The 14,531-nt window shown below is 74.0% G+C and carries 11 protein-coding genes; 5 read left to right on the forward strand and 6 right to left on the reverse strand.

Annotated elements, in window-relative coordinates:
* Positions 1–43 precede the first annotated feature (43 nt).
* Positions 44–475 carry a hypothetical protein gene (locus BLW82_RS19565; protein WP_093500225.1) on the reverse strand — a complete coding sequence of 144 codons (432 nt, stop codon included), beginning with the start codon at positions 473–475 and terminating at the stop codon, positions 44–46.
* 252 nt (positions 476–727) lie between these two features.
* Here BLW82_RS19565 and BLW82_RS19570 point away from each other — a divergent pair, with 252 nt between their 5' ends.
* Entirely contained in the window at positions 728–3,928 is a 3,201-nt protein-coding gene (locus tag BLW82_RS19570) for an ATP-binding protein (protein ID WP_093500227.1), read from the forward strand.
* Here the strand turns inward: BLW82_RS19570 and BLW82_RS19575 are convergent.
* The gene (locus BLW82_RS19575) at positions 3,906–4,700 is read right to left on the reverse strand and encodes an ABC transporter permease (RefSeq protein ID WP_093500229.1); all 795 of its coding nucleotides are present in this window, start codon (positions 4,698–4,700) and stop codon (positions 3,906–3,908) included. The genes BLW82_RS19570 and BLW82_RS19575 overlap by 23 nt on opposite strands.
* Positions 4,697–5,764 carry an ATP-binding cassette domain-containing protein gene (locus BLW82_RS19580; protein WP_256215878.1) on the reverse strand — a complete coding sequence of 356 codons (1,068 nt, stop codon included), beginning with the start codon at positions 5,762–5,764 and terminating at the stop codon, positions 4,697–4,699. The genes BLW82_RS19575 and BLW82_RS19580 overlap by 4 nt, the downstream gene beginning before the upstream one ends.
* A 152-nt stretch (positions 5,765–5,916) precedes the next feature.
* On the opposite strand from BLW82_RS19580, the gene BLW82_RS19585 reads away from it, so the two are divergent.
* The 3 genes from BLW82_RS19585 to BLW82_RS19595 all read left to right on the forward strand — a co-directional run bounded on the left by BLW82_RS19585 (position 5,917) and on the right by BLW82_RS19595 (position 8,109).
* The gene (locus BLW82_RS19585; protein ID WP_093500231.1) at positions 5,917–6,285 is read left to right on the forward strand and encodes a peptidoglycan-binding domain-containing protein; all 369 of its coding nucleotides are present in this window, start codon (positions 5,917–5,919) and stop codon (positions 6,283–6,285) included.
* A 98-nt stretch (positions 6,286–6,383) separates the two neighbouring features.
* Positions 6,384–6,869, forward strand: a complete 486-nt coding sequence (locus tag BLW82_RS19590; RefSeq protein WP_093500233.1) for a cation:proton antiporter regulatory subunit — start codon at positions 6,384–6,386, stop codon at positions 6,867–6,869.
* Positions 6,870–6,876: 7 nt separating this feature from the next.
* A complete protein-coding gene (locus tag BLW82_RS19595) occupies positions 6,877–8,109 on the forward strand; it encodes a cation:proton antiporter (protein ID WP_093500235.1) in 1,233 nt (410 codons plus the stop codon).
* A gap of 163 nt (positions 8,110–8,272) precedes the next feature.
* Here the strand turns inward: BLW82_RS19595 and BLW82_RS19600 are convergent, their stop codons facing one another.
* Both BLW82_RS19600 and BLW82_RS19605 read right to left on the reverse strand, forming a co-directional pair.
* Positions 8,273–9,022, reverse strand: coding sequence for a TIGR03943 family putative permease subunit (locus BLW82_RS19600; RefSeq protein ID WP_093500237.1), 750 nt, complete (start codon positions 9,020–9,022; stop codon positions 8,273–8,275).
* Positions 9,019–10,062, reverse strand: a complete 1,044-nt coding sequence (locus BLW82_RS19605; RefSeq protein ID WP_093500239.1) for a permease — start codon at positions 10,060–10,062, stop codon at positions 9,019–9,021. Before BLW82_RS19605 ends, BLW82_RS19600 begins: the two co-directional genes overlap by 4 nt.
* A 172-nt stretch (positions 10,063–10,234) precedes the next feature.
* On the opposite strand from BLW82_RS19605, the gene BLW82_RS19610 reads away from it, so the two are divergent.
* Entirely contained in the window at positions 10,235–12,157 is a 1,923-nt protein-coding gene (locus BLW82_RS19610) for an NAD-binding protein (RefSeq protein WP_093500241.1), read from the forward strand.
* 462 nt (positions 12,158–12,619) lie between these two features.
* Here BLW82_RS19610 and BLW82_RS19615 read toward each other — a convergent pair whose 3' ends face one another.
* A complete protein-coding gene (locus BLW82_RS19615) occupies positions 12,620–14,428 on the reverse strand; it encodes a S9 family peptidase (RefSeq protein WP_256215879.1) in 1,809 nt (602 codons plus the stop codon).
* Positions 14,429–14,531 lie beyond the last annotated feature (103 nt).

Raw genomic sequence — 14,531 nt, forward strand, 5'->3', positions numbered from 1 at the left:
GGGCCGGCTCCGGTCCGGCCCCGCCACACCTATGGTCGGCGGCTCAGCGGCCGGTGCTGCCGCGGTAGGGCTTGCCGTTCGCGTCACCCGGCACCGGAACCGGGTCGGTGTCGCCGGACGTGTGCTTGCCCGGGGTGGAGGGGACGGGCCTCGGGTAGGGCTTGCCGTTCGCGTCACCCGGCACCGGAGTCGGGTCGGTGTCACCGGACGTGTGCTTGCCCGGGGTGGAGGGGACGGGCCTCGGGTAGGGCTTGCCGTTCTCGTCACCCGGCACCGGAGTGGGGTCGGTGTCGCCGGAGGAGTGCTTGCCCGGAGCGGAAGGCACGGGCTTCGGCGACACGGTCGCGTGGGCGTGACCGGCGGTGGCCGCCTGGGCGGCGATGCCGCCGCCCACCACCAGGGCGAGACCGGCGGCCGACCCCAGCACCCAGGTGCGCAGGGAACGGTTCGACTTCTTGGCGCGGGAATGCCGCATAGGAAACGACTCCAGAGAGTTCAGGGACGACGCTGACAGGTCGGGCAGCGCCGGGACCCGACATCCCGTCCCGGAAACCGCCTTTCAACCCACCAGACGTGCGGCACCACCCGAGGTTGTCGTGGACCGCGGAAAAGATCCGCGTCCCGGCTCCACCGGGCGCCGGGCTTCCCTGCTGTCGGGCTCCTGCGGCCCTGAACACCCGTGATTCCTGCCTCCCGGCGAACGCGCGCAGTCACTTAGTCTGCACGGGTGACCGACACCCCCGAGCTCACTCTGCTGCCCCAAGTCGCCTGTCGTGGGCGGGAGGTCACCGCGCCGCGGCTGCGCGGGCTGCTCGCGTTGCTGGCGGCGGATCTGCGTACCGGCTGCAGTACCGGGCGGCTGGTGGAGGGGCTGTGGCCGGACGAGCTGCCGGAGCGGCCGGGGAAGGCGGTGCAGATCCTGGTGTCGCGGCTCCGGTCGCAGCTGGGCGCCGAGCTGGTCGTGAGCACGCCGACGGGGTACCGGCTGGGGCTGGACGAGACGCAGGTCGACAGCTCCGCGCTGCTCGTGCGCGAGGCGGCGAGCGCCGAGCGGGCGCGGGCGGGAGACCAGGAGGGCTCCCTGGCGGAGGCCGAGGCGGGGCTGGCCCTGTGGGACGGCAGCGTGGGCGCCGGGGCGGGCGAGGAGCTGCACGACCCGGTCGCGGCGCTGCGGGCGGACCGGCTGCGGGCGTACCGGTCGCTGGTGCGCGCGCACGCCCTCGCGCTCGCCCGGCTGGGCCGGCGGGCCGAGGCCACCGCGCCGCTGACCGAGCTGAACCGGGAGCTGCCGCGGGACGAGGAGGTGCTGGCGGAGCTGCTGCGCTGCGAGGCCGCCGGTGCGGGGCGGGCCGCGGCGCTGGCCCGGTACGACGGCTACCGGCGCCGGCTCCGGGACGAGCTGGGCAGTGATCCGGGGGCCCGGCTCCGGGCCGTGCACCAGGAGTTGCTGAGCGCGGACGCCGCGCCGGTCCGGCACGGGGTGCCGCACGAGCCGAACCCGCTGCTGGGGCGGGACGCCGACGTCGCCGCCGTGGCCGGGCTGCTGCGCGCCGCCCGGGTGGTCACCGTGGTCGGTCCCGGCGGGCTCGGCAAGACCCGGCTCTCGCACGCGGTGAGCCGGGCGGCCGAACAGCCCGTCGTGCACTTCGTCACGCTGGCCGGTGTCACCGGCGACGACGTGGCCGACGAGGTCGCCTCGGCCGTGGGCGGCGGGGAGGCCCGCCAGCTCCCGGGCGGCGGCAAGGACCCGGTGAGCGGGATCGTCGCCGCCCTGGGCCCGGGCCCCGCGTTGCTGGTCCTGGACAACTGCGAGCACGTGATCGCCGCCGCCTCCGCGCTGGTACAGGCCCTGGTGTCGCGGTCGAGCAAGTTGCGGGTCCTGGCCACCAGCCGGGCCCCGCTCGGGCTGACCTCGGAGTCCGTGTACGCCCTGCCTGAGCTGTCCCTGGCGACCTCCGTCGAGCTCTTCGGACAGCGGGCGCGGGCCGCACGGCCCGGGGTGGAGCTGCCCGCGGACCGGGTCGCCGAGATCTGCCGGCACCTGGACGGGCTGCCGCTGGCGGTGGAGCTGGCGGCGGCCCGGGTGCGGGTGCTCTCCGTGGCCGACATCGCGCACCGGCTGGGGGACCGTTTCGCGCTGCTGCGCGGCGGCGCCCGGGACGCCCCCGAACGGCACCGCACGCTGCGGGCCGTGGTCGAGTGGAGCTGGAACCTGCTGGAGCCGGAGGGGCGGGCGGCCCTGCGCGCGCTGTCGGTGTTCCCGGGGGGCTTCGCCGCGGACGCGGCCGAGTACGTGCTCGGCGAGGGCGGGGGCGAGGGCGACGACGACGGTGCCGGCGGCGGCCGGGACGCGACGGAGCTGCTGGAGCAGCTGGCCGGCCAGTCGCTGGTCAAGGTGGGCGAGAGCGCCGCCGGGGTGCGGTTCCACATGCTGGAGACACTGCGGGAGTTCGGCGCCGCCCGACGGGCCGAGGCGGGCGAGGACGAGGCCGTGACGGACCGGTTCCTGGCCTGGGCCCGGGACTTCGGCCGGGCCCACCACGCCGGGATGTACGGCACCGACGCGCCGGCCGCCTTCGACCGCGTCCGGGCCGAGCAGGACAACCTGGTCCTCGCACTGCGGCACGCCCTGGCCCGCGCCGACGGGCCGGCCACCGCCGCCGTCACCGCCGTCCTGGCCTCCCTGTGGTCGGTCGGCAACAGCTACACCCGGTTCGTCACCCTCGCCGCCGAGACCGGCGGGCCGCTGTCCCACTTCCGTCCGGGACCCGGGCACCCCGAGGACGTGGAGACGGCCCGCAGCGCGGCCGCGGTGTGCGCGGCCGGCCTCTTCATGGGCTACGGCCCGCACGCCGTACGCCAGCTCGTCACGCTGCGCCGCCTGCCGCCCGCCCCGGCGGACACCGTGCCGCGGGCGCTGGCCGCCGTGCTGTGCGCGGTCCCGGACATGCGCCCGCCCGGGTACGCGCGGCTGGAGGAGCTGTGCGACGCGGACCAGCCGCTGCTGGCGGGCCTCGCCGCGGGCGTCGCCAGCTACCTGTGGGAAGCGGCGTACGAGACGGAGCGGGCGCTGCGGTACGCGCGCCGGATGCTCGCCGCGGTGGGGACGCTCGGCAATCCGGTCATGACACTGCTCAGCCACGGCCGGATCGGCGAGCTGTGCCTCAAGACGGAGCGCGGCGCGGAGGCCTACGACCATCTCCGGGCCGCCGACGCGCTCAGCGGGGCCGGTACCTGGTCGGACGCGATCGGCGTCCGCTACGGGCTGGTGTCCGCCTGTCTGCAGCGCGGGGAGATCGAGGAGGCGGAGTACTGGCTGGCCCGCGCCGCCCCGGACCGGCAGCCGGAGGCCGCCCAGGCCTTCAGTCCCGAACTGCTGCAGGCGCGGGCGGAGATAGCGCTGGCCCGGGGGCTGACCGAGGTCGGCCTCGGCCTGTGGCGGCAGGCGGCGGCCGGGATCCGGGAGGCGGGTGCGCTCGCCGCCGACGACCCGTTCCTGGACTCGTGGTCGCTCCAGGTGCAGGCCGCCGCGCTCGCCGCGCACGCGCAGCACGGCCGCCTGGAGCCGGTCGCCGAGCTCGCCGGACACCTGCGGCAACGGCTGCTCGGCATGCTGTCCGGCGACGCTTCCGGCGCCGGGGACCTGCTGGAACTGCCGGTCTACGGCTCGGTGCTGCTCGCGCTCGGCCACGCCGGGCTGGCCGGGGGCGACCCGGCGGCGGTGCGGCTGCTGGCGCTGGCGGAGGTGCTGCCGGTGATGCGGGACCTGCCCACGCTCTCCTCGGCCCGGTCCCGTCGGGCGGCCGAGAACGCGGACGGGGCCGCGTACGCCGACGCGAGGTCGGAGTACGCGGCCCTGGGGCGGGATCAGCTGCGGGTGGCGGCCCGGCAGGCGCTGCACGAGGTCACTGCCGGGGCTCGCGGCTGAACCGCGCCCGGGACCACAGGTAGCCGAGCACGCTCAGCCCGAGGCCCCAGCCGAGGGCCAGCAGCGCGTTCTGCGTGCCGATCCCGCTGCCCAGCAGCAGGCCGCGCAGGGTCTCGATGAAGGGCGAGAACGGCTGGTACTCGGCGAACCAGCGGAACCAGCCCGGCATGGCGTCCACCGGGACGAACGCGCTGGACAGGAACGGCAGCATCACCAGCGGGGTGCCGATGTTGCTGGCGCCCTCGGCGTTGGGGCTGATCAGGCCGATACCGACCGCGAGCCAGGTGAGCGCGAGGCTGACCAGGGCCATCAGTCCGGCCGCGGCGAGCCACTCGACCGGCGACGCGTCGGGCCGGAAGCCGATGGCGAGCCCGATGCCCAGGACGAGGACGAGGGCCGCCATCGTCTGGATCACGCTGCCGACCACGTGGCCGATCAGCACCGAGGCGCGCGAGATCGCCATGGTGCGGAACCGGGCCATGATGCCCTCGGTCATGTCGGTGGCCACCGACACGGCGGTGCCGAGCGAGGTCATGGCGGCGGTCAGGAAGAGGATGCCGGGGACGAGGTAGGCGACGTACGCGGACCGGTCGGCGTGGCCGCCGGTGATGCCGGCGCTCATCACGTTGCCGAAGACGTAGACGAACAGGAGCAGCAGGATGACCGGGGTGAGCAGCAGGTTCAGGGTGAGGGAGGGGTAGCGGCGGGCGTGCAGGAGGTTGCGCCGCAGCATGGTCAGGTTGTCGCGCAGGGCGTAGGAGGCGGTGCTCATCGGACGGTCTCCTTGTCGGTCGAGGTGCCGGTCGAGGTGCCGGTCTTGGTGCCGGTCTTGGTGCCGGTCGAAGCAACGGGGCTGCCGGTCAGGGCGAAGAACACGTCGTCCAGGTCGGGGGTGTGCACGGAGAGTTCGTCGGCCTCGATCCCGGCCGCGTCGAGCCAGTCGAGGATGGCGCGCAGCTCGCGCTGGGTGCCGCCGCTGGGGATCTGCAGGGCGAGGGCCTCGTCGTCCCGGGTGGTCTCGCGCAGTTCGGTCGCCGCCCGCTCGTAGGCCGCCGGGTCGGAGAACCGCAGCCGTACGTGGCCGCCGGGCACCAGCCGCTTCAGCTCCTCGGCGCTGCCCTCGGCGACGAGCCGGCCGCCGTTGAGCACCGCGATGCGGTCGGCGAGCTGGTCGGCCTCGTCCAGGTACTGGGTGGTGAGGAAGACGGTGGTGCCGCCGGAGACCAGCTCGCGGATGATCTGCCACATGGTGTGGCGGGAGCGCGGGTCGAGTCCGGTGGTCGGCTCGTCGAGGAAGATGATCCGCGGGCGGCCGACCAGGGTCATGGCGATGTCGAGGCGGCGCTTCATGCCGCCGGAGTAGGTGGAGGCGGGCTTCCTGGCGGCCTCGGTGAGGTCGAACCGCTCCAGCAGGCCGGCGGTGACCTGCCGTCCCTCCCGCTTGGAGAGGTGGTGCAGGTCGGCCATGAGGAGCATGTTCTCCTCGCCGGTGATCAGTCCGTCCACGGCGGAGAACTGGCCGGTGACCCCGATGGCGGCCCGTACCTTCTGGGCCTCGGCGGTCAGGTCGTGCCCGGCGATCCGGGCGGTGCCGCCGTCGGCGGAGATCAGGGTGGACAGGATGTTGACCGCCGTGGTCTTCCCGGCGCCGTTGGGCCCGAGGAGCGAGAAGATCGTCCCGGCGGGCACCCGGATGTCGATGCCGTCGAGGACGGTCTTTTCCCCGTAGGCCTTCCGCAGCCCGGTCGCCGCGATCGCGAGTTCGCGTCCGTCCCGGTGTTCGTTTTCGTCTCGGCGTTCGTTTTCGTCTCGGCGTTCGTGTTCGTTCGTCGTCATGCCGCAGAGCGTGCCGTCGCGGCGGTTCAGCCCGGCTTCAGCCCGGTTTCAGCGGCGCCCTTCCGATCGTCGTCGCGGGCTCCCGACTCGCGGGCGTCACCGCTCCCGCGCGACCATGGGCAGATGTCGAGTCGCCCCCATAAGGAGCGGGCATGAGACGGAACCGACTGCTCACCCCGGCCGCGGTACTGGTCGCGGCCGTCGCCCTGGGCCCGGCACTGCCGCACACCGCGGCGGCCACTCCCGGCCAGGACTGCTCGTACGTGACCTCGGGCTACCAGCCCACGCTCGGGTACGGCGCCACCGGAGCCGCGGTCAGGCAGGCGCAGTGCCTCAGCAACGCGTGGGGCGGGCAGCCGCCCCGGCTCGCGACCGACGGGGTCTACGGCACGGCCACGCAGCGGAAGATCGAGTGGATCCAGACCTGCCACGGCCTGCCGGCGAGCGGCGTCGTCGAGGGCCGCACCTGGCACGTGCTGTACCACCCGGCCCTGGACTGCCACGTCCCCTACCCGTCCTGAGCCACCCCCGGCCCGTCTCCCCGGCTCCCCCGTTAGGGTGTTGTTAAAGAAAGCGCAAAGAACCAGCGGGACGAGACGACGAGACAGGGGAGACAGCCTTGGGGGCTCCACGCCTGAGCAGGACACCGTTGCCGGGGATCGGGGTGCGTTACGACCTCGCCACACGCGAGCAGGGCCGGGTCTCCGTGGTCGCGCACCGGGACGGTTCGCGGATCCTGAGCGCCTACCACCGGGACGACCCCGACGCCTGCGCCCTGTCGCTCAGGCTGTCCGCGGGGGAGACGGCGGCGCTCATCGACGCGCTGATGCCGACGCACCACAGCCCGAACCTGCTCTCCACCACCGACCTGGGGCTGGTGGCCGAGCGGATCGAGCTGTCCGCCACCTCGTACTGGAACGGCCGGCTCCTCGGCGAGACCCGGATGCGGACCGAGACGGGGGTGTCCATCGTCGCCGTGCTGCGCCGCGCCGAGGCGGTGCCCTCCCCCACGCCCGGTTTCCGCCTCGCGGGCGGCGACACGCTCATCGTCATCGGCACCCGTGAGGGCGTCGACGCGGCCGCGGCCATACTCGGGCGGGAGTGAGTCCGCCGTGCACGACTCCTCCGTGTTCCTGATCGAGTTCGGTGCGATCATCCTCGGCCTCGGCCTGCTGGGCCGGCTCGCCGGGCGCCTTCGTTTCTCGCCCATCCCCCTCTACCTGCTGGCCGGGCTCGCCTTCGGCGAGGGCGGCCTCTACCCGCTCGGCACCAGCGAGGAGTTCGTCGCTATCGGTGCCGAGATCGGCGTCGTCCTCCTGCTCCTCATGCTCGGCCTGGAGTACACGGCCAGCGATCTCGTCTCCAACCTGAAGACCCAGTACCCGGCGGGTCTGGTGGACGCCGCGCTGAACGCGCTGCCCGGGGCCGCGATGGCCCTGCTGCTCGGCTGGGGCCCGGTGGCGGCCGTGGTGCTGGCCGGCGTCACCTGGATCTCCTCGTCCGGGGTGATCGCGAAGGTGCTCGGGGACCTGGGACGGCTCGGCAACCGGGAGACGCCGGTGATACTGAGCATCCTGGTCCTGGAGGACCTCTCCATGGCCGTCTACCTGCCGATCATCACCGCGCTGCTGGCCGGCGTGGGCCTCGCGGCGGGCAGCCTCACGCTGGCGGTCGCGCTCGGGGTCGCCGGACTGGTCCTGCTGATCGCCGTCCGCTACGGCAGGCACATCTCCCGCTTCGTCTCCAGCGACGACCCGGAGAAGCTGCTCCTGGTGGTGCTCGGCCTGACCCTGCTGGTCGCGGGCATCGCGCAGAAGCTGCAGGTCTCCGCCGCGGTGGGCGCCTTCCTGGTCGGCATCGCCCTGTCCGGCGAGGTGGCCGAGGGCGCCCACCACCTCCTGGCTCCCCTGCGCGACCTGTTCGCCGCCGTCTTCTTCGTCTTCTTCGGCCTGCACACCGACCCGTCGAGCATCCCGCCGGTGCTGCTGCCCGCGCTCGCCCTGGCGTTCGTCACCACGCTGACGAAGATCGCCACCGGCTACTGGGCCGCGAAACGCGCCGGCATCTCGGTGAGGGGCCGCTGGCGGGCCGGCGGCACCCTGGTCGCCCGCGGCGAGTTCTCCATCGTCATCGCCGGCCTCGCCGTGACCGCGGGCATCGAACCCTCCCTGGGCCCGCTGGCCACGGCCTACGTCCTGATCCTCGTCATCCTCGGCCCCCTCACCGCCCGCTACACCGAACCCCTCGCCCGCCGCCTCACCCGCCGCCCCCACCCCGAACAGCCCCTCGCCCTGCCGGCCCAGGCCACCCCGCTGGACGACCAGGACGCGGTCGGCCGGACGTGAACTCCGACGGAGCGCTCACGCCGACGCGCCGGCCCTATCTGCCCCGGCTGGCCTCCTGGGACGGGGAGTCCGGTGGCGGGGCGTAGGCGATGAGTCGCTGGTCGGGGCGGGTGTCCACGGAGAACTGGTGGACGTCGAGGGTGAGGGGGCGGTCCTGCGGGCGTCAGTTGTTCCAGGTCTCGTCGTACGGGTCCGCCGGGGTCGGGATCGGCTTGGCCTCGGTGACCCGGAGGTACGGGATCGGGCCGTTGTTCACCGGGTCGTGGGTCTCGCGGGCGATGTACGTGCCCGTCACCTGGAGCCAGCCGTCCGGCCGGAGCACCGGGGGGATCTTCCCGGTCAGGGCCACCTTCACCGGCTGGGCGTCCGCCGCGCAGCAGTTCAGCGCCATCCGGACGAGATAGGGGGTGCCGGCCGAGTCGACGGCCACGAAGCCGGCGATCCGGACCTGGTGGCCGGCCAGCGAACGCCCGTGGTCGTAGACGGCGCGGCCCGCGTAGTCGACCAGGTTCAGCGGTATCGGGTCGGACTTGGGCAGCTTGTTGTAGCCGTAGGGCTGTTGCAGGGCCGTACCGGTGCGCATCGCGCTGTACGAGCCGAGCGCGGGCGGTGCGATGAGGATCAGGGCGAGGAGCGGGAGGACCAGCAGCCAGGAGATGCGGGGTTCGCGGTGGACGTGCCCCTCGGGCGCGGTCTCCGGTACGGCCTCCTGCGCGGCCTCCTTGCGGCTGCGGGCGCGCCGCCACTCGTACCACGCCGTCGCCAGCGCCGAGACGATCAGGACCGCGCCCGCCGCCAGCAGCAACGGCTGCAGACCCGCCTTGACGTAGCGGAGATAGAGGTCGGTCGTGCCCGCGTGCAGCAGGGCCGCGCCGACCAGGAACATCACCGCCGCCTGCGCCTGCCGGTTCACAGCAGCACCGCCCCGGTCAGGACCGCGCCCGCGATCGCCGCCGCGAAGGTGGCCGGGGCGAAGCGCAGGGCGAAGCCGCGGCCGAAGGTGCCGGCCTGCATCGCGAAGAGCTTGAGGTCGATCATCGGGCCCACGATCAGGAAGGCCAGCTTCGCGGTGAGCGAGAACTGGGTGAGGGAGGCCGCCACGAACGCGTCCGCCTCGGAGCAGATGGACAGGAGCACGGCCAAGACCGACAGGGCGAGGATCGCGACCACCGGGTTGGCGGCCGCCGTGCGCAGCCACTCCGCCGGGGCCACCGCCTTCAGCGTGGCCGCCGCCATCGCGCCGAGCACCAGGAAGCCACCCGCCTGCACGGTGTCGTGCCGGACCGAGGACCAGAACGCCTCCCCCTTGGTCTCGCCCTCGTGGTGCGCGTGGGCCGGCAGCCGCAGCCAGTCGGTGCGGCCGAGCCGCTGCCACAGCCACCCCATCCCGCACGCCACCAGCAGGCTGCCCGCGAACCGGCCCACCACCATCTCGGGGTTGCGCGGGAACGCGACCGCCGTCGCCGTCAGCACGATCGGGTTGATCGCGGGCGCGGAGAGCAGGAAGGCGATGGCCGCGGCCGGGGTGACGCCCCGGCGGACCAGGGCGCCGGCCACCGGCACCGACGCGCACTCGCAGCCCGGGAGCACGACACCGGCCAGCCCGGCGACCGGTACCGCGAGGGCCGGGTGGCCGGGCAGGGCCCGGGCGAAGAAGGAGGGCGGGACGAAGACCGCGATCGCCGCGGAGAGCAGCACGCCGAGGACCAGGAACGGGAGCGCCTGGACGACCACCGCCACGAACACCGTCATCCAGCTCTGCATCACCGGCTTCGACAGCGCGCCGCGCACCGGACCCTGGAACATGACGACCAGAAGGAGGAGCAGGGTCAGGGCAAGCGGGGAGTTGAGGTGCCAGCCCGTCCGGCCGGGCGGGGTGCCGGTGCCGTCGGCGCCGGGCGTCCCGCCCTCGGGCGCGGCGCCGGGCGGGGCGGCTTTCTCGGTGATGGCCACGGGTCGGATACCTCCGGCACTTCGGTCAGATCCAGCGATTGTGCTCCCTCCCCCTCCCTACGGGCGGTCAGGGGTGACTGTTCACCTCGTTGCTGGAACCATGCGTTGCGTTGAGGCAGTCTTTTCCCTCGTGGCGAGCGTTCCGTATCAGGGTGGTGGGGTCCAGGCGCCCATGGTGGTGTGCGGGGACGACGGGCTCGCGCACCGGCTGGCCGCCGAGTTGCGCACGGTCTACGGCGAACAGGTCACCCTCGTCGTACCACCGAACGTGCGGATCGCCCGGCCGCCGGTCGTCGGCCGCGCCCGGGCCGCCTCGGCCGCGCTGTTCGACCGCGTGGTCAGTGCGACCGTGGGATGGACGGGCGGGAACGGAGGCAGTGGCGGTGGCGGCGGTGCCGGTAGTGGTGCCGCTAGTGGTGCCGGCTCGGTCTCCGGTGGCGGTGAAGGGCCGCGCGGGGAGCGGGTGCTGGAGGCCGTCGAGGCCAGTGAGGCGGTGCTCGCCGAGGCGGGGGTGGAACGGGCCGCCGCGCTCGCCCTCGTGTACGACGACGACGAGACCAACATCCGGGCCGCTCTCACCGCCCGCCGGCTGAATCCGCGGTTGCGGCTCGTGCTGCGGCTGTACAACCGGCGGTTGGGGCAGCACATCGAGGAACTGCTCGACCAGGCGGCCGCGTTGGCGATCGGGGACCCGGACGGCAGCGGGGGCGGCGCGGTGGGCGACGCCTCCACGATCGTGCTGTCCGACGCCGACACCGCCGCGCCCGCGCTCGCCGCCACCGCGCTCGCCGGGCGCGGCAAGGTCATCCAGACGGACGGTCTGGTGCTGCGGGCGGTGGACCTGCCGCCGGGCGCCGGCGCGGGTCAGGACGCCGGCGAACAGGGGTTGTTCCCGCTGGCGCTGCTCTCCCCGAACGGCACCGGGCCCGAACCGGCCGGGGGCGGCCGGGAGCGGGGGCCGCGGCTGCTGCCTGACGACGAGCAGGTACGGACCGCGGGCGAGCGGGGCGTGATGGTGCTGGAGCACGTGTCGTCGGGGGGCTCGGCCGAGCCCGCCGGGCGCGGGGTGGGGGTGGTACCCCCGCTCGCCTCGTTGTTCTCGCGGCGGCTCAGGTGGTCGCTGTTCGGGAGCGCGGGGTGCGTGGTCGCGCTCGCGGTCGCGTTGTCGGTGGTGACGCACATGCATCCGGTACGGGCCTTCTATTACACGCTCCTCGACCTGTTCGCCATCGACAACCCCGCGATCGGGGCGCCGGTCGGCAGGCAGATCCTGCAACTCCTGACGGGGCTGGTCGGGTTGCTGCTGCTGCCGGTGCTGCTGGCGGCTGTCCTGGAGGCGCTCGGTACCTTCCGCAGCGCCTCCGCGCTGCGCAAGCCGCCACGGGGGCTGGGCGGTCATGTGGTCCTCCTCGGGCTGGGGAAGATCGGTACGCGCGTGCTGACGCGGCTGCGGGAGCTGCACGTGCCGGTGGTGTGCGTCGAGGCCGACCCCGAGGCGCGCGGGCTGGCGGTGGCGCGGCGGCTGCGGGTGCCGGTGGTGCTCGGGGACGTCACCCAGGAGGGGGTCCTGGAGGCCGCCAAGATCCATCGGGCGCAGGCGCTGCTCGCGGTGACCAGCGCGGACACCACGAATCTGGAGGCCGTGCTGTACGCGCGGTCCGTGCGGCCCGACCTGACGGCGGTGCTGCGGCTGTACGACGACGACTTCGCGACGGCCGTGTACCGGACGCTGCGGGCGGCGCATCCGCACGCGGTCACCCGGAGCCGGAGTGTGTCGTACCTGGCGGCGCCGTCCTTCGCGGGGGCGATGCTGGGGCGGCAGATCCTCGGGGCGATCCCGGTGGAGCGGAAGGTGCTGCTGGTGGCGGTGGTGGCGGTGGGCGGGCATCCGCAGTTGGAGGGGCGGACGGTGGCGGGGGCGTTTCGGGTGGGGGCCTGGCGGGTGCTGGCGCTCGAGGGGCGGCAGGGGGTTGCGGACGGGCAGTACGTGTTGCGGGGCGGGGACCGGGTGGTGGTGGTCGCCACCCGCCGGGGGCTGGCGGAGCTCTCCGGCCACCGGGCCTCGCCCACCCACCCACCCGACTCGCTCGGTTGAGGGGTGGGGGCGGGTGGGTCGGCGTGGTGCGCGTACGTGCGGCCGCGCGGGGGCCGAGCGCGCAGTTCCCCGCGCCCCTTTCGGGGCGCTTCGATACCGCGCCCTCGACAGCGCCCTGCGCCCTGACAGGGCCCACCGCGCCGCGGTCCGGTGCCGCCCCGTCGTGGTCGCTCGCGCAGTTCCCCGCGCCCCTTTCGGGGCACTTTGATACCGCGCCCTCGACAGCGCCCTGCGCCCTGACAGGGCCCACCGCGCCGCGGTCCGGTGCCGCCCCGTCGTGGTCGCTCGCGCAGTTCCCCGCGCCCCTTTCGGGGCGCTTCGATACCGCGTCCTCGACAGTGCCCTGCGCCCTGACAGGGCCCACCGCGCCATGGTCCGGTGCCGCCCCGTCGTGGTCGCTCGCGCAGTTCCCCGCGCCCCTTTCGGGGCACTTCAGCCGAGTCGGGTGGGTGGTGGGAAAGGTCAGTCGGTCGGTGCTGTCGCCGTGGGCGTGAGGTGGCGTTCGGCGAATTCCATTTCCAGGCGGAGTTGCTTGATGCGTTCGTCGACCACGAGGGAGCCGTGGCCGGCGTCGTAGCGGTAGACCTCGTGGGGGGCCGAGTGGGCGGCGAGGCGGTTGACGTAGTTGTCGATCTGGCGGATGGGGCAGCGGGGGTCGTTGAGGCCGGCCGAGATGTAGACGGGGGCCTTGACGTCGTCGACGTAGGTGATCGGGGAGGACGCGGCGAAGCGGTCAGGGACCTCTTCCGGCGTACCGCCCAGCAGCGTGCGGTCCATCGCCTTCAGGGACTCCATCTCGTCGTGGTACGCCGTGACGTAGTCGGCGACCGGGACCACCGCGATGCCCACCGCCCAGGACGCCGGCTGGGTGCCCAGGCCGAGGAGCGTGAGGTAGCCGCCCCAGGAGCCGCCGGTGAGGACCAGGCGCTCGGGGTCGGCGAGGCCGGACTCGACCGCCCACTTCCGCACCGCCGCCACGTCCTCCAGCTCGATCAGGCCCACCCGGTGCTTCAGCGCGTCCGTCCAGGCCCGGCCGTACCCCGTGGAGCCTCGGTAGTTGATGCGGACCACCGCGTACCCGTGGTCGACCCAGGCCGCCGGCCCCGCCGCGAAGCTGTCGCTGTCGTGCCAGGTCGGGCCGCCGTGCAGGTCGAAGACGGTGGGGAGGGGGCCGACGGCGCCGGCCGGCTTCTGGATCAGGGCGTGGATGAGGCCGCCGGGGCCCTCCACCCACGCGTCCGAGACGGGGACGGAAGGGGGGCACTTCATGCCCGGCGGGTCCAGGACCACCTCGCCGGTCGTGGAGCGGACCACCGGCGGCTCGGCGGCCGACGACCAGAGGTACTCGACGGTGCCGTCGGGGCGGGCCGTGGCCCCGGAGACGGAGCCCGGCGGGGTCGGGATGCGGGTCAGCCCGCCCGTGGCCAGGTCGTAGCGGAACAGGTCGCTGCGGGCCTTGTGGCTGTGCGCGATGAGCAGCGCGCCGCCGTCCGGGTACCACTCCGCGCTCACGTCACCCGGCAGGTCGAGCGTGAGGTCCGTCTGCGTGCCGGAGACGACGTCCCAGACCAGGGGCTCCCAGCGGCCCCGCCGCTGATGCCCGATGAGCAGCCGTGGGTCGCCGTCGACGGGGGCGAAGCCCAGCACCTCCAGGCCCAGTTCCTCGCTGCCGCCGTGGGTGTCGTCCAGCTCGGCGACCGTCGAACCGTCCGGGCGGACCACCCGCAGCGCCGAGTGCATGGCGTCGCCGTGCTCGGTGTGCTCGATCGCGATCAGCGAGCCGTCGTGGGAGAGGTCGCCGACGCCCGCGGACTCGGCGTGCCGGTAGATCTCCAGCGGCTCCTCACCCGTTCTGACCAGGTAGATCGTCGTGCCCTCGTCGTCCGTGGAGCGGCCCACGACCGCCGTGCGGCCGTCGCGGCCCAGCGCCAGGCCCGAGGGGTACGACGGCTCCAGGCCCGGCGTCGCCTCCTCGTCCGCGCCGCCGCCGAAGGGCTGGCGGCGCCAGACGCCGAACTCGTCGCCGTCCTTGTCGTCGAACCACCAGATCCACGCGCCGTCCGGGGAGAGCAGCCCGTCCGTCGTGCCGTTCGGCCGGTTCGTCGCCTGGCGCTGCTCACCGCTCGCGCGGTCCCAGGCGTACAGCTCGTACGTCCCCGTCGCGTTCGACACGAACAGGGAACGGTCGGGGGCGTCCTCCGCCCAGTCCGGCAGGGAGACCCGAGGGGCGCGGAAGCGCTTCTCCCAGTCCGGCATGTCGCTCTCACTCATGGCCGCAGTCATGGCCCCATAGTGCCCGTCCCCGCCCACATTGCGTCGACGGGAGCCCACGGCCTGTGGATAACTTTGCGAACCTCCAGGTGGGCGTCCGGGC

The organism is Streptomyces sp. Ag109_O5-10, from assembly GCF_900105755.1.
In the GTDB taxonomy this organism is placed as follows: domain Bacteria; phylum Actinomycetota; class Actinomycetes; order Streptomycetales; family Streptomycetaceae; genus Streptomyces.

Excerpts from the sequence above, each read along its gene's own strand:
- BLW82_RS19610 (WP_093500241.1), top strand. The coding sequence starts at position 10,235 with ATGGTGGTGTGCGGGGACGACGGGCTCGCGCACCGGCTGGCCGCCGAG.
- BLW82_RS19585 (WP_093500231.1), top strand. The coding sequence starts at position 5,917 with ATGAGACGGAACCGACTGCTCACCCCGGCCGCGGTACTGGTCGCGGCC.
- BLW82_RS19615 (WP_256215879.1), bottom strand. The coding sequence starts at position 14,428 with ATGAGTGAGAGCGACATGCCGGACTGGGAGAAGCGCTTCCGCGCCCCT.
- BLW82_RS19575 (WP_093500229.1), bottom strand. The coding sequence starts at position 4,700 with ATGAGCACCGCCTCCTACGCCCTGCGCGACAACCTGACCATGCTGCGG.
- BLW82_RS19565 (WP_093500225.1), bottom strand. The coding sequence starts at position 475 with ATGCGGCATTCCCGCGCCAAGAAGTCGAACCGTTCCCTGCGCACCTGG.
- BLW82_RS19580 (WP_256215878.1), bottom strand. The coding sequence starts at position 5,764 with ATGACGACGAACGAACACGAACGCCGAGACGAAAACGAACGCCGAGAC.